This window comes from Arthrobacter sp. UYCu712 (assembly GCF_040547005.1).
Classification (GTDB): Bacteria; Actinomycetota; Actinomycetes; order Actinomycetales; family Micrococcaceae; genus Arthrobacter.
Genome location: NZ_JBEPOZ010000006.1, coordinates 192,426 through 214,989 on the forward strand (window position 1 = coordinate 192,426; position 22,564 = coordinate 214,989).

A 22,564-nucleotide genomic window follows, 5' to 3' on the forward strand; every position below is an offset into this window, starting at 1 on the left:
GCGTGCGGTAAATTCGGAAGGTACCCATCAGACCTGCCCGAAGGAGATCGCACGTGGCACGCGGCGGCCCCAAACTTCACCACGAACGCCGGCAGGAGCTCGGGCAGAGCTTCCAGGACGGTGGAGCCCACTACGAGCGGGTCCGCCCGGGATACCCCGGCGAATCGGCCGACTGGCTGATCCCCGCCGGCGCGCGGGACGCGGCGGACATCGGCGCCGGAACGGGAAAATTCACGGCCCTGCTGGTCGAACGCGGGCTGCACACCGTCGCCGTCGACCCTTCCTCCGACATGCTGGCACAGCTGCGGCAGGCACTGCCCGGAGTGGCCGCCGTCGAGGGCACCGCCGAAGACACCGGGCTGGCTCCGGAGGCCTTCGACCTCGTCACGGTCGCCCAGGCCTGGCACTGGTGCGATCCGCTCCGTGCCAGCACCGAGATCGCCAGGATCCTCCGCCCCGGCGGCGTGCTGGGGCTGATCTGGAACCAGATGGACACCTCCGTCCCGTGGGTGCACCGGCTCTCCCGGATCATGCACGCCGGCGATGTCCACAAGCCGCACTTCAAACCGCCGCTGGGACCGGAGTTCACGGGCCTCGAAAGCCACCTGACCCGCTGGGATGATGCCATGCGCACCGTGGACATCATCGACCTGGCAAAATCCCGCAGCTACTACCTGGCCGCCGGCGAGGCGACCCGGGCCAAGGTGCTGGCCAACCTCGCCTGGTACCTGAACGACCACCTCGGCCACGGCCCCGGCGACGTCCTTGCGTTCCCCTACCTGACCCAGACCTGGCGGGCCGTCCGGACCTGACGCAGGCGGCTCCCGGCCTCATCCCGGCCGCATTGCAGTCGACGCCCGCCGGGGCTTATTGTTTCGGTATGCCTAACATTGAGCTGCAGGCACTCGAAACTTTGGGACCGGTCCGCACCATCCTCCGGTACCAACCGCCGCGTCAACGTTGACGCCCCGAACCTTGGGAGCCGCAGTGCTGGAAGTAACCGGGCACCAGCCCCCGCCGCCGGGAGCACCGGCCCGGCGGAAGCCTGGTGCGCGCAGGGCACTCCTCGGACTGCTGGGCCCCGCCTTCGTGGCCTCCATTGCCTACGTCGACCCGGGAAATGTCGCCGCCAACCTCACGGCCGGGGCACAGTACGGCTACCTCCTGGTCTGGGTCCTCGTCGCCGCCAACGTCATGGCCGTGCTGGTCCAGTACCAGTCCGCGAAGCTGGGCATCGTGACCGGCAAAAGCCTGCCGGAGATTCTTGGCGAGCGGCTCAAGCCGTTCTGGCGGCGCGCCTTCTGGGTCCAGGCCGAAATCGTGGCCGCGGCCACCGACCTCGCGGAAGTCGTGGGCGGGGCGATCGCCCTGTACCTGCTCTTCGGGCTGCCCCTGCCCCTCGGCGCACTGATCGTCGGCGGCGTGTCGATGGGGCTGCTGGCGGTCCAGGCCAGAAACCGGCAGCGGCCCTTCGAATTCGTGATCATCTTCCTGCTGGGCATCATCGCCATCGGATTCCTGGCCGGCCTCTTCATCAACCCGCCCAGCCCCGGCGGCGTCCTTGCCGGGCTGGTGCCGGGCTTCCAGGGTCCGGACACGGTCCTGCTGGCTGCCAGCATGCTGGGCGCCACCGTGATGCCGCACGCCATCTACGTCCATTCCGCGCTCTCCCGGGACCGGCACCGGCCGAATCCGCACGTGCATGTTCCGGCGCCGGCCATGGCCCGCCTCGTCAAGGCCACCCGGTGGGACGTTGTGGCGGCCCTCGCCATCGCCGGCATCGTGAACATCGGCATGCTGCTGCTGGCGGCGTCGACGCTGGGCGGAGAAGAGGGGACGGACACCATCGAGGGCGCGCACGCCGCCATCACGGCCAACCTCGGGCCGGTCATCGGCGTCATTTTCGCCGTCGGCCTGCTCGCTTCCGGACTCGCCTCCACCTCGGTGGGCTGCTACGCCGGCGGAACCATCATGCAGGGCCTGCTCAAGATCCGGATCCCGTTGATGACGCGCCGCGTCATCACGCTGATTCCCGCCGTCGTGCTCCTGTCCGTGGGCTTCGACCCCACCTGGGGCCTCGTCCTGAGCCAGGTGGTGCTGAGCTTCGGCATCCCGTTCGTCCTGGTGCCGCTGGTGGTCCTGACCAGCAACAAGGCGCTGATGGGCCGTTTCGCCGACGGCATCCCGCTCCGGGTGGCCGCCATCATCAGCGTGGTCCTGGTGGTCGCCTTGAACCTGATGCTGCTGTGGCTCACCTTCTCCGGGGCTGCCTGACGGTAGGCTAGTGGCTGTGAAGACCAGCCCGCCATCCTCCTCCATCGAGGACTACGTCAAGGTCATCTACTCCTTCACGGAGTGGCAGGACAAGCCCATTACCTCCACGCAGCTGGCCCAGCGGCTCGGCGTCGCCAACTCCTCGGTCTCCGAGATGGTCCGCAAACTCAAGGACCAGGGCCTTGTCGACCACCAGCCGTACAGCGCGATCACCCTGACGGCCGACGGCGTCCGGCTGGCTCTGCTGATGGTCCGGCGCCACCGGCTGATCGAGACCTTCCTCGTCCACGAGCTCGGCTACCGCTGGGACGAGGTCCACGACGAAGCCGAACTGCTCGAGCACGCCGTCTCGGACACGTTCATCGAGCGGATGGCGGCGAAGCTCGGGAACCCCTCGCGGGATCCGCACGGCGATCCGATCCCGGCCGCCGACGGCACAGTTTTGATGCCCGAGGCCCACCGGATGGGCGAACTCGATGACGGCCACACCGGCCGGATCACCCGGATCAGCGACGAAAACCCGGAGCTCCTGCGCTACCTCGCCGCGGAGGAGATCGAACTGGACGCCGCCGTCGAGGTCATCGGCCGGCGGCCCTTCGGCGGTGCCCTCGTCGTTCGGGTCAGTACCGGCGGCGGCGTCCGCGACGTCGACCTCGCCGAGGAGGTCACGTCCTCGCTCTGGGTCCACAGCGAGGCGGCCCACGCCGGCTGCAGCGTCGAAGGGCGCTGAGTGCCCGGCACGCTGGCGGAGGCCCGGGCGGAAGAACGCCCCGGACTGCCGGGCTGGCGGGTGTGGGCGGCCGTTGCCGCCGGCGGGCTGGTCGGAACAGAGCTGCGCTTCGTGGCGGGCCTTGTCTTTCCGGAGGCGGCTGACGCCCTGCCGTGGACAACACTGGTGATCAACGTGGCCGGCAGCTTTGTCCTCGCCACCCTCACCACCCTCTGGATCGCCCGGCCGCGCACAGCCTTCTGGCTCCGGGCCGGGCTGGGCCCCGGACTGCTCGGGTCCTTCACCACCTTCTCCGTGGTGGTATATGCGGTGGACCAGCAGTTCCGCGCGGGCTTCCACTCGACGTGGCTGGCCTACCTCGCGCTCTCCCTGGTGCTCGGGCTCGGAGCCGCCGCCGCCGGCTGGAAAACCGGCAAGAAGTTGGCCGACCTGGGCGGCAGGGCAGCATGATCACCGCCTTGCTGGTCGGCGCCTTCGGGGTGGCGGGCACCCTGCTGCGGTTCGCCGCCGACTCGTGGTTCGCTCACCGTCCCGGTCCGCATCCGCACTGGCCGTTGGCGACCCTGACCGTGAACGTCGTCGGGTCCTTCATCATCGGAATGTCCATCGGCGTGACGGACAAACTCGGTCTGGGACCAGAATGGCAGGCCGGGCTGGCGACCGGACTTGCCGGAGGCCTGACCACCTTCAGTTCCTGGACCACGGCCACGGTGCGGCTCGTCAGCGAGACGCGCTACCGGGCCGCCGCGCTCAATCTGGCCGTCAATCTGCTGTTCGGCCTTGCCGCCGCTGCCGCGGGCCTCGCACTGGCCGCCTAGGGCGCCGGCGGCGGGTTCCAGGGCCTTGTGACGAGCCTGACACCGCGCTGCGGGTCCTCCCGGGTCCCGTATCGTTGAGGGATGGTTACCCGACGTGAAGCAGCCCAGATCCTCGATATTCCGCTGGAGATGGCGCACCGTCACGGCATTCCCTCCCGCCTGTCCGACGCCGAGCTCGGCGAGCTCCTGGACAACCCGCCGCAGTGGCTGGTCCAGTCGAAGGCGAACCGGACGGGCAAACGGCCGGTGTGGGTCCAGCTGACCTGCGCGGTCTGCGGATTCTCCGAAGCCGCCCGGCCGAAGAAGTGGTGGCCGGAATTCACGTACGTCATCTGCGCCCACCACGCACCCTATGAGGTTCCCGGCGTCGGCGCCGGGCTGGTCCGCAGCGAGTATGAGGGTGTGGGCAGCCGCTTCGTCGGCATCGTGGACGTCGCGGTGCCGGAGGCGTAATTTAAGAACACGGGGCCATTCCGGCCCTTCCGCCTTAGGAGGGCGCAATGCCTGACAAAACCCCACACCAGAACCAGGCCAAGAAGCCGGTCAAGACGATCAAGGAAAAACGGGCCGAGAAGAAGACCAAGAACGTCGCGGACTCCCATGCCGACCCGGTGGCCCATATCAAGAAGCGCTGATGCAAGGCGCCGGTCAATGCTGGCCGGCTGCGGGATCGCTGACCGATTGGCCCAGGAATGACAAAAGGCCGGAAGCAGAGCTTCCGGCCTTTTGGCTGATGTGAGCACTTGCGCGCCCATACGGGGTGGAGCACCGTTGCCGGGGCTCCCAGGTGGAGATGGGGGGAATTGAACCCCCGTCCGATGTCGTGTTGTCAGGGCTTCTCCGGGCGCAGTTTGCGTCGGATTTTCTCGGCCCCTGCCACGCTGCAAACAGCTGGCTGATCCGGGCCCAGTCATCTAAGAGTCCCGTTCACCCCGATGACGGAGGTAAACAGCAGTGGCTATCTAAATGACGCCAGGATCCGGGGCAATAGCAACCTCGGGCTGACGGACTGTCTTACTGCTTAGGCAGCGAGAGCGAAGTCAGTGCGTTTTGATTCGGCACTTATTGGTTTGCAGACAGCGTTTACGAGATAATTCTGCATCCTCGGCCCGCTTCACCTGTCGCGACTAACATCGTCGAAACCGATCATCCCCCGTATTTTTTTATCAAACCGGACAGGTCTGCAGCTGAACCGCTTTCGCGGATTCCGCCCGTTTCCTTCCCGGACTATCAAGCATAACGCACGCCCCCGCAGAATGATTCCCGCTAGCGGCGGTTCCGTTCACGCATCACCCGAAGGGCTTCGCGTTTGTCCTGCTGCTCGCGCAGGGTGTGCCGCTTGTCGTATTCCTTCTTGCCGCGGGCGACGCCGATTTCCACCTTCGCCCGGCCGTCCACGAAGTACAGCTGGAGCGGGACGATCGTGAAGCCGGACTCGCGGATCTTGTGCGAGATCTTCGTGAGCTCGTCACGGTGCAGCAGCAGCTTCCGGCGGCGGCGGGCGGCGTGGTTGGTCCAGCTCCCCTGGTGGTACTCGGGAATGTGGATGCCCTCCATCCACAGCTCGTCGTTGTAGAAGGTGCAGAAGCCGTCAACCATGGACGCGTGGCCCTCACGGAGGGACTTCACTTCGGTGCCCATCAGCGCGATCCCGGCCTCGTAGGTGTCGAGGATGAGGTAGTCATGCCGGGCCTTGCGGTTGGTGGCCACTACCTTACGGCCACTTTCTTTCGGCACGGTAGAACTCCTTGGATCGTGAGGCGACGGACAGGACTCCGGCCGGACGGCGCGGAGTCCCTCCAGTTTACGGCAGGGCAGCCGCGGGGACGTAAGCCCCCGCAGCGGGGTCAGAGCAGGTTCATCGGATCAACGGCACGGCCGTTGAGCCAGGTCTCGAAGTGCGAGTGGCAGCCCGTGGAGTTTCCGGTGGTGCCGGAATAGGCGATCAGCTGGCCCTGGCTGACCTGCTGCCCGCGGGATACGACCACGCTGCTGTTGTGGTAGAAAATCGTTGTCAGCGAGTTGCCCTGGACCACACCGTGCGAGATCTTCACGTTGTTGCCGCCGCCGTCGTTGGCCCAGCCGGCCGAGACGATGGTGCCCGCCGCCGGGGCAAAGACCGGGGTGCCGCAGGCGGCGCCGAAGTCGATGCCGGTATGCATGTAGCCGCCCTGGCCGTAGAAGTCGATGGTGCCCGGCGGCGTCGCACGCCAGCCGAAGCCGGAGGTGATCCGGACGCCGTCGAAGGGGCTCCGCAGCCCGAACGCCGACGGCGGTCCCTGGGCCGGCGGGACGTACGGCCGGATAGCCTGTCCCTGGGCCCGTGCCGCGGCAGCGGCAGCCTCCGCGATGCGCCGCTGCTCGGCTTCCCAGGCCTCGCGCAGCTTCCGGTCGCGTTCGACGATTTCGGCGGCGACGGCGTCCTGCTGGGCCTTGACCTGGGCGATCTGGCTCTGGATGCCGGGCTTGGCGGCCTGCAGTTCGGCGTCGAGCCGCGTGGTGTCCGCGATGAGCTTGTCCACCTGGGCCTTCTTGGCCTCGGCTTCGTCGCGGGCCGCCTTTTCGCGGGCCAGCGCGGCGTCGGCTTTGGCTTTGAGGTCCTTGATTTCGGCTTCCACCGCTTCGAGGCGGGCCTGCGCGTTGGTGTTCGTCGCGCTCTGCTGCGTGAGCTTCTCCATCGCAGCGTTCTGGCTGCGCATGGCCTGGTCGGCGAGGTCGATCGTGTCCGTCAGGCTGCCGTTGTTCGAGCCGAAGAACAGTGAGAGGTTGGACGGCACGCCACCGGACTTGTAGGCCTGGGTGGCGATCTGGCCGATCAGCTTCTTGGTGTCGGCGATCTTTTTCTTGTCGGACTCCAGCTGCTGCGTGATCTGGGCCTTGTTCTGCTGCGCGAGATCCACCCGTGCGGCCAGGGCCTCGACCTCCTTGACGGCGCCGGCTACCCGGCCCTGGGCGTCGAGCAGTGCTTGCTGCGCGCCGGGAAGCTGGCCCTGGTAGAGGACCAGGTCCCCCGCGGCCTGGGCGATGCGGGAATCCACGAATTCGAGCGAATGCTGCACACGGTCCGCCTCTTCCCGGAGCGCCGCCTGCTGGTCTTCCAGCTCGTCCGCGAATGCCACCGGGGTTGACGCGCCGAGGCTGGCCGCGAGGACCAGTGCCAAGGCGGCACTGATCATGCGGCTGCGGCTCCCGGCCAGGCGGGGTCCGGCCTGGCCGGACCGCCGGGCCCGTCGATCCTTCGGTGTCATGTGCAGTCCTTTTTCATTGTGCACGCTAGACCCGCAAGTAACGGCGGAGGGTCAGCAGTGAGGAAATTCCGGCCAGGAGTACGCCCAACCCGATCAGGGCCGGGGCCAGGATCAGGGTCTGCCCGGGTGAAATGAAGGCGGTGTCAGGATACTGCCTGGACAGGTAGTCGCCGAGGAAGAAGTGCGCCACGGCCCAGAGCGTGCCCGAGGCCAGCGCGGCGCCGATCACGGCGGCAATCACGCCCTCGAGGATGAAGGGCAGCTGGATGACCATCTTCGAGGCGCCCACAAGGCGCATGATTCCGGTTTCCCGCCGTCGGCTGAACGCGGACAGACGGATGGTGGTCGCGATCAGCAGGATCGCGCACACGATCATGACGCCGGCGATGCTGACCGCCACGAGCGAGGCGGCGTTCATCGCGGAGAACAGCCGCTCAAGCAGCTGGCGCTGGTCGATCACCGTCTCCACGCCGGCCTGCGAGGAAAAGGTCTCGCTGATGATCTGGTACTTCTCCGGGTCCTTCATGTTGATCCGGAAGGACGCCGGTAGCTGGTCCGGCGTCACCGAGTCGACAATCGGGGAGTTGGAGAACTGTTCCTTGAAGTGCTTGTAGGCGTCGTCCTTGGATTCGAACTGGAAGTCGTTGACGTACTGGGCCACCGCGGGCGACTTCAGGAGGGCTTGCAGGTTCTCTTGCTGCTCCGGCGTCGCGGGGCCGGTGGCGCAGCCGGCCGCCGTCGAACCGTCACTGCACAGGAAGATGGCCACCTGGACTTTGTCGTACCAGTAGCCCTTCATCTGGTTGATCTGCAGCTGCAGCATGCCGGCGGCGCCGACGAAGGTCAGGGACACAAAAGTCACCAGGATGACGGAGACCACCATGGACAGGTTCCGGCGCAGGCCGCTGCCGATCTCACCGAGGACAAACGCGAGCCTCACAGCTGGCCCTCCCCTGCGGCACGGGCTTCGGCGCGGGCGCCGCTGCGGGTGGTGGCGGCGGGTTCGGGATCCCGGCCGCTTGCGTCCCGCAGCCGGCGTGACTGCCCCACGATCGGAATCATCGAGGTGTACAGGGCCTTGGCTTCATCGCGGATCACGACGCCGTTTTTGAGCTCGACAACGCGCTTGCGCATTTCGTTGACGATGTCGTCGTCGTGTGTTGCCATCACGACGGTGGTGCCGTTCTGGTTGATCTTGTCCAGCACGCCCATGATGCCCATCGACGTGGTGGGGTCCAGGTTTCCGGTCGGCTCGTCGGCCAGCAGGATTCCAGGACGGTTGACGACGGCGCGCGCGATTGCAACGCGCTGCTGCTCACCGCCGGAAAGTTCATGCGGCAGGCGGTTCTCTTTGCCCTCCAGGCCGACGGTCTTGAGGACCTCGGGCACGGTGTCGCGGATGACGCTGCGGCTCTTGCCGATCACCTGCATGGCGAAGGCGACGTTGGCGAACACGGTTTTCTGCGGGAGCAGGCGGAAGTCCTGGAACACGACGCCGATCCCGCGGCGCAGCCGGGGCACGCGCCAGCTGGAGATCTTCGCGACGTTCTGGCCGGCAACGTAGACAGCGCCGGAGGAGGCGCGGTCCTCCTTGAGAACCAGCCGGAGGAACGTCGACTTGCCGGAGCCCGAGGCGCCGACGAGGAAGGCAAATTCGCCACGGTCGATCTCAAGGTTGATCGAATCCAGCGCAGGACGCGCTTTCTGGTCATAGACCTTGGTGACATTTTCGAATCGGATCATGGCCCTAAGTACCCTGCAGGACATGGCTCATGGCCTGTTCTGCTGCCGGTGCGCGGGCTTTCGTTTGGGGGAAGTAGAGCTCCGGCTTCTCGACTATACGCACGGCGAACTGCAGTTCAGCCGGAACGGCAGGGCGTGTCGCGCGATTGTCAGGCACCTCCCAGCAGAGGCGCCCCGGGCCTACTTGTCGGCGTTCCGGTTATCGGTCCGCCAGCGGATGCCGGCATCGATGAAGTCGTCGATCTCGCCGTCGAACACGGCGGACGTGTTGCCCACCTCGTGTTCGGTGCGGAGGTCCTTGACCATCTGGTACGGATTGAGCACGTAGGAGCGCATCTGGTCGCCCCAGGAGGCCTTCACGTCGCCGGCGAACGCCTTCTTCTCGGCGTCCTCCTGCTCCTTCTTGAGCAGCAGCAGGCGGGACTGCAGCACCCGGAGGGCGGCCGCACGGTTCTGCAGCTGCGACTTCTCGTTCTGCATGGACACGACGGTGCCGGTGGGGATGTGCGTCAGGCGCACGGCGGAGTCGGTGGTGTTGACCGACTGGCCGCCGGGGCCGGAGGAGCGGAACACGTCGACGCGGATTTCGTTGTCAGGGATGTCGATTGAGTCCGTCTGTTCAATCAGCGGGATGACCTCGACGGCGGCGAACGAGGTCTGCCGGCGGCCCTGATTGTCGAAGGGGCTGATCCGGACCAGGCGGTGGGTACCGGCCTCGACGCTCAGCGTGCCGTAGGCGTAGGGCGCCTTGACCTCGAACGTGGCGGATTTTAGCCCGGCTTCTTCGGCGTAGGAGGTGTCCATGATGGTGGTCGGGTAGCCGTGGCGTTCGGCCCAGCGCAGGTACATCCGCATAAGCATCTCGGCGAAGTCGGCCGCGTCCACGCCGCCGGCGCCGGCGCGGATGGTGACCACGGCTTCGCGCTCGTCGAATTCGCCGGACAGCAGCGTGACCACTTCGAGGTCCTTCAGGGCTTTCCGGATCGATTCCAGCTCGGTGGCGGCTTCGCCCATGGAGGCGGCGTCATCCTCGTCCTGGCCCAGCTCGACCAGGACTTCGAGGTCGTCGATCCGCGAGACGAGCGAATCCAGCCGTGCCAGCTCGGACTGGCGGTGCGAGAGCCGCGAGGTGATCACCTGGGCGGCCGCGGGATCGTCCCAGAGGTTGGGCTCCCCCGCACGCTCGCTCAGTTCAGCGATGTCTTCCTTCAGCGCCTCAACATTCGAAACATTTTCGATGGAGGTGTAGGTGGCGCGCAGTGCGCGGATTTCTGCTGGAAAATCAATGTTAGCCATGGTTTTTTAACCCTACGCTATGTGTCCTAGCCCCCTGACCCGCCGGGCAGTTCGGGCCGGGCAGTGCAGGCCGGGCAGTGCAGGCCGGGCCCTGCACCTCCCGGCCCTATCACTTTGGGTTGACTGAAGGCCCCGGATGGCAGCATCTACTGATAGGTCAACGGGACTGACGGGAGCCGCTCAGCGCGAGAGGCGGGAGCGCGCCGTGGAACTCGCTTCGACGCGGATGCCGTCCGGGACCAGGAAGTTGACCACCGGCGGGTGGACGGTGACGCTCAAGGCCACGACGGCGGTGGAACCGTCCGGGCTGCCGGTTTCCGGGGCAACGGCGAGCCCGCTGAACCGGTCGAATGCACCGTTGCGCTCCAGGTAGTCGAGGGCGGCGGCCCGGACCCTGCCGCCGTCGAGAGTGGCCGTGGGCGTCCCCGCGGACGTCTCGAGCTGTCCGAGGGTGAAGCTTCCGGCCGCGGCCACCGAGGCGCCGTCGGCCAGCGAGAGCAGCTTCTTGTGCTCGATGTAGACACTGGAAACCCCGACGACGACGGTCGCGACGAGCAGGGCGAGCAGGACGAAGCCGATGATCAGCACGATCATCTGGCCGCCGTCCCGGCTTCCGCGGCTCACCGTACTGTCCGGGCCGCCGTCCCGGCTTCCGAGGCTCACCGGAAGCGCCCGACCAGCTGCGTGGCCGAGGCGCTGAGCCTGCTCGCGTTGAGCTGGAAGGCGTCACTGAACGGGACAAACGGCAGCGGCACGGTCAGATGGACTGTGACGGTCACGGCCGAGCCGGCGGCCATGCAGTCCGCCGGCTGGCAGCTGGTGTCCAGGCTGGCGTTGCCGGCCTCGTGCCCGTAGTCGGCGAGCGCCAGCAGGAGAGCCTGCTCGGCGGCGGCCCGGCCGCTTGCCGCGTCCGGCTGGGCGACGAAGACCTTGGCTGCCTGGTCCGCAGCCCCGACCACCGCGAAAGTGCCGCCTTGGATCTGTCCGACGGTGATGACGAAGTAGACGAGCGGCACCATCAGCAGTAGGGACAGGAAGATGAATTCCACCACGGCGCTCCCCTGGTCGGCGTCGTTGTCAGGACTGGATCGCCGCATGTCCCTTCACCTCCAGGAATTCCCGTGGCCCGATCAGGCCGATCACCGGAAGTGGGGCACGGACGGTCACCTCCAGGGTGCGGACGCCTTGGTACGTGGATTCGCTCGTGGTCACGTCCTTGGCGAACTCCGGGTTGAGCGCCACGCTGATCAGCTGGGCCGTACGGTCCCGGGCATCCCCGGAATCCCGGTCCGCGAGTGTGCCGTACCGGGCGCCCGAAGCTGCCGCATCGATCAAGGTGTTCCGGACGTGGAGGACCAGGGTGAGCTGGACGATGGCCAGGAAGAACAGCGTCAGGAGCCCGCCGACCAGAACGAAGTCCACCACGGCCGCGCCCCGTTCCCCTGCGCCGTCCGCAGCGGCACTGTCCGCAGCGGCTCCGCGGTGCGCTCTCCCTAGCTGGGCTCTGCCTAGCTGGGCTCTGCCGGGCACGCCCACCTGCTACTGTCCGACCTTGTCCATTGCCTGGTTGAACAATCCCTCCAGCGCCGGCCCGGCGAGCGCCAGCAGTGCCGCGACGAGGACTGCCGACATCAGGGTGATCATCACCCAGCCCGGCACGTCCCCGCGTTCAGGTGTGTCCCCGTTGTGGGCCGGCCGCGTTGCCCGCCCGGGCCGGGCTGGGCGCCGAAGAACCATATGCAGGGTCAAGACCGCTAAAGCCATGCGGATACCGATGAGTTTCACTGTGTCCCCTATGTCTTGGTGGTTGGAGCTTCTCCATGCTGTGTTCCGATTCCTGCAGCAAGCTTGATCGAAGTCGCCTGCCTCCTACAGTCCGAGGCTGATGGCGGCCAGGCCCGGGAAGACGGCAAAGACGACGGTGAGCGGCAGCACCCCAAAAACGAGCGGCACCATCATCCCGATTTCCTTCTTTCCGGCGGACTCCATCAGCTCCCGCTTGGCGGTGTCCCTGACGTCCTGCGCCTGGGCCCTCAGGACGTCGGCGAGCGGCGTCCCGCGTTCGACCGCCACGATCATCCCGTCCACGAACCTGATCAACGGACCCAGGTCCGTCCGCGAGGAGAACTCCTGCAAGGCTTCCACCAGGGGCTTTCCGGACCTGGTCTCGGCGAGAACGCGGCTGAACTCCTTTGACAGTTCGCCGCGGGCGCTGCGGCACACCCGGTCCAGGGCACCGGTGGCGCTCTCGCCGGCACTGACGGCGAGCGCCATGAGTTCGGCGATGCTGGGGAACTCGGCCAGGATCCGGGACTCGCGCCTCTTGATGCGTACGGACAGCACGTAGTCGCGAAGCAGATAACCGCCGGCGGCGCTGCCCAGCACGGCCACCGCGGCAACGGTGGGGCTGAACCGTCCCGAGGCACTTGAGAGCACCGCCGAGCTGACGGCCAGGACAAAGCCGCCGGCACTCCACAAGAGTTGCTCGGCCCGGAAATCGACCGGCGACGTGGCGCTCCCTGCCCGGGCCAAGCGCCGGGTCAAAGCCGACGTGCCGGGGTTGATCCGGCCCAGTGAGGCGATGGCATCCCGGAACACCGGCCGGAGAATGCGTTCCAGCGGACCGAACGGGGTCACGTTCCGGGCTGCCGGCCGCAGTAGCCCCGATTGCAGGTTGTATGACTTGAGTTGCGGCCCGATGCGCTCGGCGAAGCCGGTGGGCCGCATGAACGGCAGCCGGACGAGTACGAGCCAGAGTCCGCCGCCGAGGACCACGCCACAGACGGCTGCGCCGGCAAGGAGCCCGCTCAACGGAGGACCCGTTCATCGTCGGGAAGCGCTCCGATGCGCAGCATGATGGCGTAGGAGATGAGCGACACCGCGAGACCGCCCAGCAGGACGGCAGCTCCAACCGCGGTGTTGTACGCCGCGACGGCTTCCGGCCTGCTCGCCAGCAGTACCAGGACGATCCACGGCGCGGCCACCGCAAGGCGTGCGGCGTTGACGGTCCAGGATTGCCGGGCCTCCAATTCGCTGCGGGTCCGGGCACTTTCCCGCAGGAATTCGGCAAGAGTGCCCAGAAGCCGGCCAAGGTCTGAGCCGCCCACCTCGCGGGTCAGCCGGAGCGCCTCGATGATTCTGTCGGCCACGGGGTCGGCGAGGCGGTCCTTCAACCTGGTCAGGGCGGGATCGAACCGGCCGCCCGCGCGGTAGTCGGAACCGAAATCGCGGAACACGTGCCGCAGCTCCAGCGGGCCGTTGTCCCCGAGCTGGATAAGGGCCTCGGGCAGCGAGAGGCCCGCCCGGATGGCGGATCGCAGGTGGTCCACGACGTCCGGCCAGAGCTGGCGCAGGACGGCTTTGCGCTTCCTGGCCCGCCACCGGACGATGGCCATCGGCAGCCAGGCTCCGAACAGGCCGAAGCAGGCCGAAATGGGCCACGACCGAGTCAGTGCGAAGAAGATGACAGTGGTGAAGGCCCCGACGCCGAGGCAGCTTGCCACCAACCCCGGTCCGCTCACCTTCTCGATGCCCGCCGTCCGCAACAGGTCCTCCAGCCGCCGGTTGCGCGGCGCGCGCTTGGCCGGCGGCGGCTGCTCCCAGGCGGACCACCAGATCAGCAGCAATCCGACGCCCGCGAGCACGCCCAGCAGCGGCGCCATCAGCGCGGCTCCAGCAAAGCGGCGACGTCATACCCGGACCGGGCAAATTTCTCCGCAGCGGGCATTGAATTGGCTTGTGGCTGAAGGTGCCCGTCACCCATGGCGAAAACCATGGAGGATTCGATGATGCCGTTCTCGACCCTGCGTCCGAGCGACAGGATCTCCGTGACTTGCCGGCGCCCGTTCGCGTGCCGGCTGCAATGGACCACGAGGTCGATGCAGGAGGCAACGGTGGGAACGACGAAGGCACTGGAGATGTTCTCGCCCGCCAGCAGCGGGAGTGTGCAGAGCTTCGTGACCGCATCATGGGCCGAGTTGGCGTGGATGGTGCACATCCCTGGCAAGCCCGAATTCAAGGCGATCAGCATGTCGAGGCTTTCCGCTTCCCTGACTTCGCCGACGACCAGCCGGTCAGGCCGCATGCGCAGGGCCTCCTTGACGAGCCGGCGCAAGGGAATCTCGCCCTCCCCCTCCAGGTTCGGCTGTCGGCACTGCAGCCCCACCACGTCACGCAGCGGAAACTGAAGTTCGAAGATTTCCTCCACCGTGATGACCCGTTCGCGGGTGCCGATGCCGGCCGCGAGGCAGTTGAGCATTGTGGTCTTGCCCGCCTGGGTGGCGCCGGACACGAGGATGTTGAGGCCGCTGGCCACCGCCGCGCCCAGGAACCGTGCAGCCTGCGGGGTGAGCGTCCCGAGTTCCACGAGGTGTTCGAGCCTGCTGGCCTTGACGACGAACTTGCGGATATTGATGGCCCAATGCCTCCGGGTGATGTCCGGAATGACCACGTGGAGGCGTGAACCGTCAGGAAGCGCAGCATCAGCAAAGGGCGAAGACATGTCGAGCCACCGGCCCGAGCTTTTGAGCATCCGCTCCACCAGGTCCCGGACCTGCTGCTCGGACAGCGAGATGGAGGTGAGCTCCGATTCGCCGTTGCGGGCGATATAGACCTCATGCGGGGCGTTGATCCAGACCTCTTCGATCCCGGGGTCGTCCAGCAGCGGCTGCAGTGGACCGAAGCCGGCGACGGCGTCGAAGACGAATCGTCGGGCTGGTTCCAGGGGGCCGATCGGGGGCAGCGGCGCCAGGAGTGCCCGCTCGTCGTAATCGCTGACGGCCGCCTCGACGAGGCGCCTGACCTCTCCGGCCTGCCGCAGCGGGTCCAGCCCGCGGCGTCGGATCAGCTCGCGGACTTCATCCTCGACAATGCGCACAGCCTCCATTGGCCCCCACTTAGACTGCCGGCCTGCCGCCTGGGCAGGGCAATTGCGTTAAACCTAGGGGAGGGTGATCTGCCGGACAATAGCCCGCAGGGAGCGATGTGGATAACCCTTAAGATTGCGGCATGACAACATTCCCACGAGTAACACCAGAATCACTGGTTTCAAAAATCCACCGATGTTAGGGTGGGCGCGATAAGTCAGACAATCTCCAGTCCGGGCAGCTTTTTTCGCTTTTCCCCCCGGGACGGGACCTACGTGACGCGGCTCCGACAGCGTGTCATTGCACGGAGCGAAATATGAAGCGGACCCTACTTTCCCCCACCAGTCAGAGCAGGCGCCGATTCGGGGCCGTCTTTCTTGCTGCCGCGCTACTGGCGGGTCCGGGTCTGGCGCCGCCCGCCGGCGCCGTCGAGCCTTCACCGACTGCCCCGGCCAAGCCTGCAACAACCGGGACGACGGCCTCCGCATCCCCCGCCGCGACAGCGCCCGCGCCGAAGCTCACGCCGTCGCCCGCCGCGACGAAGCCGGCCCAGGCGCCAGCAACCACGGCGCCCGCAACGAAGCCGGCAACCACTGCCCCCGCAGCACAGCCGACAACAGGCGCCGCTCCCGATCCGTCGTCGGACTCCGCCAAGGCAGCCATGGCCCAGGCCGTCGGCCCGGGCGGCGCGGAGATGGGACAACGCTCCGCCCGAGTCACCGCGACCTCACCGATGCTCAGGAAGTCCTCCCCGTCCGCGGCGATCGAGGCCCTCACGACGCAGGGCACCTGGTCACCGACGTTCGGGATCAAGGGACTCGACGTCAGCGGCCACCAGCCGAGCGTCAACTGGCGGGAGCAATACAACGTCGGCGCCCGCTTCGCCTACGTCAAGGCCAGCGAGGGCAACTACTACACCAACCCGCTGTTCGGCTCCCAGTACGAGGGATCCCGCAGCGTGGGAATGATCCGCGGCGCCTACCACTTCGCCATCCCGAACTGGTCCTCAGGTGCCGACCAAGCCAGGTACTTCGTCCGGAACGGCGGCGGCTGGAGCGCCGACGGCTCCACCATGCCGCCGGTCCTGGACTTCGAGTTCAACCCGTACGCGGGCCGGACCATCGAGGGCTTCTATTTCGGCAACACCTGCTACGACATGTCGGCCGGGCAGCTGGCGTCGTGGGTTCACGACTTCGGCAACACCGTGCGGTCCTTGACGGGCCGGCTTCCCGTGATCTACACCAACACCTCATGGTGGAACCAGTGCCTGGGCAACCCGACCGGCTTCGGGGACTACCCCTTGTGGATCGCCGCCTACCCCAGCTCACCCACAAACAACGCGGGACCGGTTCCGACCCGGAGCTGGAGCAACTACAGCATCTGGCAGTACAGCAGCAGCGGACCCTACGCCGGAGATTCCAACGTCTGGAACGGTGACATGGCCGGCCTCCGCGAGTTCGCGGCCCCCGCAGCACGGGCCGCCGTCTCGGCAATCACGAAGGAAGCCTCCGACTCGGCAACTCAGCTCGGCAACGCCTGGAGCGGGGTGGTCTGCGGCCTGACGAACGGCGGGTGCTACCAGAGCTTCCAGGGCGGAGCGGTCCTTTGGTCGCCGGCATCCGGGGCGCATGCCAGCGTGAACGGCGCAATCCGGGGCGCGTACCAGAGCACCGGCTACGAGAACGGCGTCCTGGGTTACCCCGTGATGGGGCCCGAGCAGTGCGGGCTGAAGAACGGCGGCTGCTACCAGATGCTCCAGGGCGGAGCGATTCTCTGGTCCGGCGCCACCAATGCCCAGATCAGTCCCAACGGCCCCATCCGCACCGCGTACAGTGAGGCCGGCTTCGAGAACGGCTACTTCGGCTATCCGGTATCCGGCCAGATCTGCGGTCTCAGGGATGGCGGCTGCTACCAGATGTTCCAGGGCGGCGCCATGCTGTGGTCCAAGGCTTCCGGCGCGCAGCCGAGTACTTTCGGTGCGATCCGCGGCGCCTACGCCGCGCTCGGCTTCGAGAACGGACGCGCGGGCTACCCGACGTCCAAGGAATTCTGCGGCTCCAAGAACGGCGGCTGCTACCAGATGTACCAGACCGGAGCGATGGTCTGGGGACCGGGGCTGGGCGCCTACTTCAGCCCGTTCGGAGCCATCCGGGGCGTCTGGGCCAGCCAGGGTTTCGAATACGGCTGGATGGGTTATCCCCTGACCAACGAGACGTGCTCCAGCTCATCAAACTGCCAGCAGGTGTTCCAGGGCGCAGTGCTGACGTGGACTCCGTCCAGCGGCGTGACAGTAACGCCGCGATGACCCAATGGACCGGCGGAGTGCGCAACTTCCCGGCCATTGGTCACAACTAGAAATCACATACTTTTGGGGGAAAAGTGACCAGTAGAACCAAATGGAATCAACCACTTGCAACGGCGCTGTTGGCCGTGGTTTTGACCATGTCCATGGGGTCGCAGGCCGTCGCAGCACCTCCGCCGGCCCTCGAGCCGGCTCCGTCGCCGGCCGGTACGGCGGCTGCCACCCAGCAGAAGGCCAGTCCGACGGCGTCCGGCGCGGCCACCGCGTCCCCGGGGGCCGCTGCCTCAGCGTCCGCGACGCCGACTCCCCTGCCAACCCGGACGGCCACCGCAAGTCCGAGCCCAACAGCAAGCCCGACGCCGTCGGCCACGCCTACTGCACCGGCGAAGAAATCGCCGCCGGTGACCGAGCTGGCGGCGCCCTCCACAGGCGAGAAGGCCATCAACGCACGGTGGCTTGAACTCGGCGGAGCCAAAGGGGTCCTCGGAGCATCCGAAGGAGCCGTCGAGTGCAAGCTCGCGTCCAACGGCTGCCTGGGCGGGTACGCGAAAGGGTCGATCGCCTGGACGGAGGGCACCAAGGCCGTCTCCGTGCGCGCCACGATTGCCCAGCGATGGGCGAAACTCGGCGGCGTCGACGGGGTCCTGGGCTATCCCCTGGCCGAAGAGCGCTGCGGACTCACCGGCGGAGGGTGCAGCCAGTCATTCGAACGCGGCGCCATCTACTACTCCCCGCAGGCCGGAGCCTTCGAAGTCCTGAACGGCATCCGTGCCCGGTGGACGAATTTCGGCGCCGAGTCCGGCGCCCTCGGCTACCCCACGGGTGGCGAAACGTGCGGCCTCCGGGGCGGGGCCTGCATGCAGCCGTTCCAGCGGGGCACCATGTACTACGTTCCCGGCTGGGGAACCAATCCCGTGATGAACGCGATCCTTGCCCGGTGGAAGGACATCGGCGCGGAAAAGGGCGCCCTGGGATTCCCGATCGGCGCCGAAAGCTGCGGGCTTACCGCCGGTGGCTGCGTCCAGCACTTCGAACAGGGTGGAATCTTTTACGCCCCCGGGGTGGGGACGAACCCGGTCATGAACGCGATCCTGGCCCGCTGGTCCTCCCTCGGTGCCGAGCGGGGCGCCCTCCGCTACCCCGTTGAGGCCGAAAAGTGTGGCCTTGCCGCCGGCGGCTGCCAGCAGGGCTTCCAGGGCGGGGCCATCTACTACGCACCGCACGCCGGAACCAACGCCATTTCCGGAGCCTTCTACGCCGGCTACCGCCAACGCGGCGGCCCCTCCAGCGCCCTGGGCTACCCCGTCTCCGATGAGTCGTGCTGGGGTGGCTCCTGCCGCCAGAACTTCGACTACGGCACCTACACCTGGACGTCACAGGGAGTCCTGAGCTCGGCGATCACGCCGTGGGGCTACTGTGCGTCGCTCGGCCGCGGGGCCGCAAAGTTCGAGCATGCCGGCGCCAAGAGGGTCAGCTTTGCCGTGGCCCCCAGCTACGGCTCCACGGCGGTCACGTTCGTCAACTGCCTCCGCCAGTCGTGGGGATACTCGCTCGAATGGGCAACCCGCGGATCCGACGGCGAAAGCGGCTTCGCCCGTCCCGGCGTCGCGACCGGTCCGACCACCGGAAAGCTTTCACCGACGGGGTCCTTCAGTGTCACCGAAGCCTTCGGACTGTCCAACCCCGGTACGGCTCTTCCGTACCGGACCCTCAACCCGTACTCACGCTGGGGCGGGCGGCTGAACTCGAACTACAACAAGTATTTCGAATCGTCCGCCGACATCTTCCCGGATGAAAACATGTGGTACTACGCAACCCGCCGTCAGGGCGACTACCGCCAGGGCGCCGTCATCAACTACAACCGGCCGCCCGATTCACCGATCACCATGAACGCCGGCTTCGCCATCTTCCTGCACGCCAACCCGGTAGGGACCTGGGGCTGCATTTCACTGTCGGAAAGCGACGTCATCCGCTACATCCGCTCCGCAGCCCCGGGCGACCGCCTCATCATGGGAGTTGACGCCGATGTTTTCCGCTAGAAGGAAAGCCCTCGGGCTGGCTTCCGCATTGGCCGTCCTGGCCGTTCTGGGGTCCGGCTGCACGCCCGGGCCGCAGGGCAAGACGTCCGGTTCCACGGACGGCGGCACCGCCTCGGCAACCCCGTCTGCGCCCGTAACGGAAACTGCGCGGGACGGGAGGACCGTGCTGCCGACGGGCGAGTCCGTGGCCTGCGGGCTCCTGGGGGACGATGCCATCAAGTCCACGCTTGGCCCGGTGGCCACCTCGTTGCAACCCGCCCAACCGGACGCGGAGCGCACGCCTGAGGGCGTCCTGTACGACTCCTGCATCCACGCCTTCGATCCGGACGGCGCCACAACAAACGCCTTGACCGTGCAGATCATCACGTACCCCTCGGAGCAGGAAGCGTCCCGGGCGGACCCGTACAGCCTGCTGCCCGCCGCCGAGGACGTGGCAGGGCTCAAGCATCCGGCCAAGTACTCAATGATTCCGCTGAGCGGTTCCACCGAGTTCGTCCTTGTTTCCGTCGACGGGCCACGCGTGGTCAAGTTCATTGCGGCGCTGCCCCAATCAGGGGCTTGGGATGTTGCCAAGGGCCGCGAGTCGATGACGCGGCTGGCCCAGGCGTCAGGGCTGTAGCACCCCCACGGCCCGGAGGCCGGGCTAGCGCCGTTCCGCCAGAAGCTGCTGCAGCCACGCACTGTTTCGCGGATCGACGACTATGTTCGCCTCCGGGTGCGCGGTCCGCAGCGCCCGTACGACATCCGGCACACTTTCGAGGCCGGCGGACAGCGGCACAACGTGAGATATCAGCGTGACCGTCTTCTCCGTGTACGTCCCCGTCAAAGCGGCAAACCACTGGGCGGCAAGGACGGGATCGAACTCCGTGCCGTACGTGGTGAGATACACCGCCGGCTCTCCCCCGTTGGACTCTGCGGCCGCCAACAGCGCGTGAATATGTGCGGGCACCGGCGCGTCCAGGGTCTTCCGCTGCCGCTCAAGCTCGAGGGCCGAGGCGGAACTGGGCGTCAGGCCCACCGACCTCGTGTCCAGCGTCAGTCCGAAAACCTGCGTTGCAGCCGCACTCACGAGCAATGTTGACGTGACACTTGCCCACCCCGCCTTCGGACTCCCCTGCCGGGCGGGACCGACCAGGCTGACCACTCCCATCCCCAGAACCACCAGCGCCACGAGTTCCAGGGCGAGAAGGTATTTAATGCCGTAGTACGACAGCTGCCCTGATGCCGAAATCTGGGGGGCCGCCATCAGGACAACAACTATCAGTCCCGTGACCACAGCCCACGCCGTTGCGGCCGTCCGCTTCGTCTGGTCGATGGCCAGGCCGGACCGTCCCCGCGGCGCCCGTCGGGACACTGCCAGCGCCACACCGACGGAACCGATCACGATGGCACCTGCCATCCCGTAGTCCGGAGCCGGCACACCTCCCACGGCGTAAAGCACGTCCTCCGCGTCGATGGAGGACAACTGTCCAAGAGCCGGGACAACGGCCAGCACGGTGAACACTGCGATGACGGCAGCCAACACGTACACCCGGCGCGTTCCCGCCCAGCGGCGCCGGTTCCACGGGAGCACCAGGCCCGCGGCGGCGCCGAGCAACAGGGTCGCCAGCAGGGCCCAGTTGTGCACGACACCAATGGCGGCGGCTGAAGCCGCGAACAGCGTCAGTGGCCGAAGGACGCGGACCTGGAGCACCATCAGTACCAGGAACGCTGCGACCAGCGCCGCCGCGAGGTAGAAGTTTTGAAATCCGTGCAGCGTCGCGGCCGCCCCGGGTCCGTAAATCCATCCGGCGGTCACCACGGCCACTGCGGGGGCGGCCACCAGGAACCGCCGCCGGAACGCGGGCAGGGAGCACAGGGCAGCGGCAACCATGGTGACGGCCAGCACGGAAGCAACCGCGCTCAACACTGTGTAGCTGACCAGTTCCCCGCCCGGGCCGGACACCGCCGGTCCCCTGACGATCTCGGCCAGCAATGCCACAACTGCGTGAAATCCCTGCGGATAGTTATGGAAATGCCAGGGGCTGCCGTCCGGCGACGGACCCAGGGCGCCCAGGATCTGGCCGTGCTGGCGCACCATGTAATACATATCGAAATGCGAAGAGTTGTCCCAGCTCATTGCCAGCAGCGTCATCGATTCCTCTGCTGTCCGGGATTTGAGGAAATTGATGAGCGTTGCTGCCGAGAGCGCCGCGGCGATCAGCGGCAGGGCATCAATGGCCTGGACTCGCGGGAGGAGACGACGGAATCTCGACCGCGGATCGTGACCGCAGGCTATCCAGCCTCCCAGCCACGCTGCAGTGACTGCCAGCAGGACGGTGGCCCTGCCGACAGACGTCAGCGGGAAGGGAATCCACCAGAGGACCGGGGCTGTTCCAAACACAATGGCCAAAACTATGAGCAACCTCCGCGACAGGGAACGCGCAGTTGGAAGCGCCAACAGCAGAACAGCCGCCGCGGCAAGCACTGCAAATCCACCCCAGTTGCCGGCCCACCGGCCCAACACCACGGCTGCGAAGATCGTTGCGGAAACAGCCCCGGCCCGGCCCGGCCCGGGGTCGTGGAAACGCCGGCGAAGCGTATTGCGTCCGGGTCCACTCTGCGTCACGGAAGGATCCCCCTGGTGCACGTCAATCATGAATTCGCGCCGGAACTGGATGGGCGTACGTTGCGCAAGCTTGAATCCCGGCCTCCTGACATCAATATGGTGCTCTGCATAAAGGCTCCGTGGAAGCTGGCAGTGTCATCGGGAACGCCGGCAGCCCTGATGCCCTGAAGGCGGCCAAGACTGGAAACAGTCTTGGCCGCCTCGTGGGATCGCCTAGGGTGTGTTGCTAAACCCCTGATTTGATCCAGATCAGGGCCGAGGCGAGCGTGACGCCAGCGAGGTAGCTGCGTGCCGTTTTGTCGCTTCTGGTCGCGATGCCACGCCATTGTTTGAGCCGGTTGAAGCAGCGTTCAACGACATTTCGGCCTTTGTACGCTTCCCTGTCGAAGGATCGGGGGCGTCCGCCTTTGGAACCGCGCCGGGCCCGTCCTGCGATCTGATCTGACCGCTCGGGTATCGTGACCTTGATTCCCCTGCCGGCCAGGTAGCCGCGGTTGGCGCTGGAGGTATACGCCTTGTCTGCCAGCACCCGGTCGGGCCGCATGCGCGGCCGTCCCCGGGAGCCGCCGGCGACCGAGATGGTCTCCAGCACCGTTTGGAAGAATGAGGTGTCGGCGGCCTGGCCAGCGGTGAGGACCAGG

At 66.9% G+C, this 22,564-nt stretch carries 25 protein-coding genes and 1 other RNA gene; 10 read left to right on the forward strand and 16 right to left on the reverse strand.

Annotation, left to right across the window (positions count from 1 at the left end; genetic code table 11):
• Window positions 1-53 precede the first annotated feature (53 nt).
• The 7 genes from ABIB51_RS08695 (at window position 54) to ABIB51_RS08725 (ending at window position 4,457) form a co-directional block, all read left to right on the forward strand.
• A complete protein-coding gene (locus tag ABIB51_RS08695; RefSeq protein ID WP_354187457.1) occupies window positions 54-812 on the forward strand; it encodes a class I SAM-dependent methyltransferase in 759 nt (252 codons plus the stop codon).
• A gap of 175 nt (window positions 813-987) precedes the next feature.
• A complete protein-coding gene (locus ABIB51_RS08700) occupies window positions 988-2,274 on the forward strand; it encodes an Nramp family divalent metal transporter (RefSeq protein WP_354187459.1) in 1,287 nt (428 codons plus the stop codon).
• A gap of 16 nt (window positions 2,275-2,290) precedes the next feature.
• Entirely contained in the window at window positions 2,291-3,004 is a 714-nt protein-coding gene (locus tag ABIB51_RS08705) for a metal-dependent transcriptional regulator (RefSeq protein ID WP_354187461.1), read from the forward strand.
• Window positions 3,005-3,454: a fluoride efflux transporter FluC gene (locus ABIB51_RS08710; protein WP_354187463.1), complete on the forward strand. Its 450-nt coding sequence runs from the start codon at window positions 3,005-3,007 to the stop codon at window positions 3,452-3,454.
• On the forward strand, window positions 3,451-3,822 hold the full coding sequence (locus tag ABIB51_RS08715; RefSeq protein ID WP_354187465.1) for a fluoride efflux transporter FluC: 372 nt from the start codon (window positions 3,451-3,453) through the stop codon (window positions 3,820-3,822). The genes ABIB51_RS08710 and ABIB51_RS08715 overlap by 4 nt, the downstream gene beginning before the upstream one ends.
• Before the next feature lie 81 nt (window positions 3,823-3,903).
• A complete protein-coding gene (locus ABIB51_RS08720; RefSeq protein WP_354187467.1) occupies window positions 3,904-4,275 on the forward strand; it encodes a hypothetical protein in 372 nt (123 codons plus the stop codon).
• 47 nt (window positions 4,276-4,322) lie between these two features.
• Window positions 4,323-4,457 carry a hypothetical protein gene (locus ABIB51_RS08725; protein ID WP_354187469.1) on the forward strand — a complete coding sequence of 45 codons (135 nt, stop codon included), beginning with the start codon at window positions 4,323-4,325 and terminating at the stop codon, window positions 4,455-4,457.
• Between the two features lie 150 nt (window positions 4,458-4,607).
• On the opposite strand, the gene ssrA is transcribed toward ABIB51_RS08725, so the two are convergent.
• From ssrA to ABIB51_RS08790, 13 genes are all read right to left on the reverse strand, one after another.
• Window positions 4,608-4,976: a transfer-messenger RNA gene (gene ssrA, locus ABIB51_RS08730) on the reverse strand.
• A 112-nt stretch (window positions 4,977-5,088) separates the two neighbouring features.
• Window positions 5,089-5,559 (reverse strand): SsrA-binding protein SmpB, encoded by a 471-nt coding sequence (gene smpB, locus ABIB51_RS08735; protein ID WP_354187471.1) that lies wholly within the window; start codon window positions 5,557-5,559, stop codon window positions 5,089-5,091.
• A gap of 110 nt (window positions 5,560-5,669) precedes the next feature.
• Window positions 5,670-7,070, reverse strand: a complete 1,401-nt coding sequence (locus tag ABIB51_RS08740) for a peptidoglycan DD-metalloendopeptidase family protein (RefSeq protein ID WP_354187473.1) — start codon at window positions 7,068-7,070, stop codon at window positions 5,670-5,672.
• Between the two features lie 25 nt (window positions 7,071-7,095).
• Window positions 7,096-8,010: a permease-like cell division protein FtsX gene (gene ftsX / locus ABIB51_RS08745; RefSeq protein ID WP_354187475.1), complete on the reverse strand. Its 915-nt coding sequence runs from the start codon at window positions 8,008-8,010 to the stop codon at window positions 7,096-7,098.
• Window positions 8,007-8,813 (reverse strand): cell division ATP-binding protein FtsE, encoded by an 807-nt coding sequence (ftsE, locus tag ABIB51_RS08750; RefSeq protein ID WP_354187477.1) that lies wholly within the window; start codon window positions 8,811-8,813, stop codon window positions 8,007-8,009. The genes ftsX and ftsE overlap by 4 nt, the downstream gene beginning before the upstream one ends.
• A gap of 180 nt (window positions 8,814-8,993) precedes the next feature.
• Window positions 8,994-10,109, reverse strand: a complete 1,116-nt coding sequence (prfB, locus tag ABIB51_RS08755) for a peptide chain release factor 2 (RefSeq protein WP_354187479.1) — start codon at window positions 10,107-10,109, stop codon at window positions 8,994-8,996.
• Between the two features lie 180 nt (window positions 10,110-10,289).
• Window positions 10,290-10,772 (reverse strand): pilus assembly protein TadG-related protein, encoded by a 483-nt coding sequence (locus tag ABIB51_RS08760; protein ID WP_354187481.1) that lies wholly within the window; start codon window positions 10,770-10,772, stop codon window positions 10,290-10,292.
• Window positions 10,769-11,206, reverse strand: a complete 438-nt coding sequence (locus ABIB51_RS08765; protein WP_354187483.1) for a hypothetical protein — start codon at window positions 11,204-11,206, stop codon at window positions 10,769-10,771. Before ABIB51_RS08765 ends, ABIB51_RS08760 begins: the two co-directional genes overlap by 4 nt.
• Window positions 11,187-11,531, reverse strand: a complete 345-nt coding sequence (locus tag ABIB51_RS08770; RefSeq protein WP_354187519.1) for a TadE family protein — start codon at window positions 11,529-11,531, stop codon at window positions 11,187-11,189. Before ABIB51_RS08770 ends, ABIB51_RS08765 begins: the two co-directional genes overlap by 20 nt.
• 117 nt (window positions 11,532-11,648) lie before the next feature.
• Window positions 11,649-11,894, reverse strand: coding sequence for a hypothetical protein (locus tag ABIB51_RS08775; protein ID WP_502916096.1), 246 nt, complete (start codon window positions 11,892-11,894; stop codon window positions 11,649-11,651).
• A gap of 84 nt (window positions 11,895-11,978) precedes the next feature.
• Window positions 11,979-12,920, reverse strand: a complete 942-nt coding sequence (locus tag ABIB51_RS08780) for a type II secretion system F family protein (protein ID WP_354187485.1) — start codon at window positions 12,918-12,920, stop codon at window positions 11,979-11,981.
• Window positions 12,917-13,771, reverse strand: a complete 855-nt coding sequence (locus tag ABIB51_RS08785; protein WP_354187487.1) for a type II secretion system F family protein — start codon at window positions 13,769-13,771, stop codon at window positions 12,917-12,919. Before ABIB51_RS08785 ends, ABIB51_RS08780 begins: the two co-directional genes overlap by 4 nt.
• The gene (locus ABIB51_RS08790) at window positions 13,771-14,994 is read right to left on the reverse strand and encodes a TadA family conjugal transfer-associated ATPase (RefSeq protein ID WP_354187489.1); all 1,224 of its coding nucleotides are present in this window, start codon (window positions 14,992-14,994) and stop codon (window positions 13,771-13,773) included. The genes ABIB51_RS08785 and ABIB51_RS08790 overlap by 1 nt, the downstream gene beginning before the upstream one ends.
• A gap of 296 nt (window positions 14,995-15,290) precedes the next feature.
• Here ABIB51_RS08790 and ABIB51_RS08795 point away from each other — a divergent pair, with 296 nt between their 5' ends.
• On the forward strand, window positions 15,291-17,279 hold the full coding sequence (locus ABIB51_RS08795) for a GH25 family lysozyme (RefSeq protein WP_354187491.1): 1,989 nt from the start codon (window positions 15,291-15,293) through the stop codon (window positions 17,277-17,279).
• Window positions 17,280-17,376: 97 nt separating this feature from the next.
• Here the strand turns inward: ABIB51_RS08795 and ABIB51_RS08800 are convergent, their stop codons facing one another.
• Complete coding sequence (locus ABIB51_RS08800; RefSeq protein WP_354187493.1) at window positions 17,377-17,718, reverse strand: hypothetical protein; 342 nt, start codon at window positions 17,716-17,718, stop codon at window positions 17,377-17,379.
• Between ABIB51_RS08800 and ABIB51_RS08805 the strand changes: the two genes are divergently transcribed.
• Both ABIB51_RS08805 and ABIB51_RS08810 read left to right on the forward strand, forming a co-directional pair.
• Entirely contained in the window at window positions 17,678-19,315 is a 1,638-nt protein-coding gene (locus ABIB51_RS08805; protein WP_354187495.1) for a L,D-transpeptidase family protein, read from the forward strand. The genes ABIB51_RS08800 and ABIB51_RS08805 overlap by 41 nt on opposite strands.
• Window positions 19,302-19,934 carry a hypothetical protein gene (locus tag ABIB51_RS08810; RefSeq protein ID WP_354187497.1) on the forward strand — a complete coding sequence of 211 codons (633 nt, stop codon included), beginning with the start codon at window positions 19,302-19,304 and terminating at the stop codon, window positions 19,932-19,934. The genes ABIB51_RS08805 and ABIB51_RS08810 overlap by 14 nt, the downstream gene beginning before the upstream one ends.
• A gap of 24 nt (window positions 19,935-19,958) precedes the next feature.
• Here ABIB51_RS08810 and ABIB51_RS08815 read toward each other — a convergent pair whose 3' ends face one another.
• A complete protein-coding gene (locus ABIB51_RS08815; RefSeq protein ID WP_354187499.1) occupies window positions 19,959-21,698 on the reverse strand; it encodes a DUF6541 family protein in 1,740 nt (579 codons plus the stop codon).
• A 451-nt stretch (window positions 21,699-22,149) separates the two neighbouring features.
• A partial coding sequence (locus ABIB51_RS08820) for a transposase (RefSeq protein WP_354187501.1) occupies window positions 22,150-22,564 on the reverse strand: 415 nt, incomplete at its 5' end.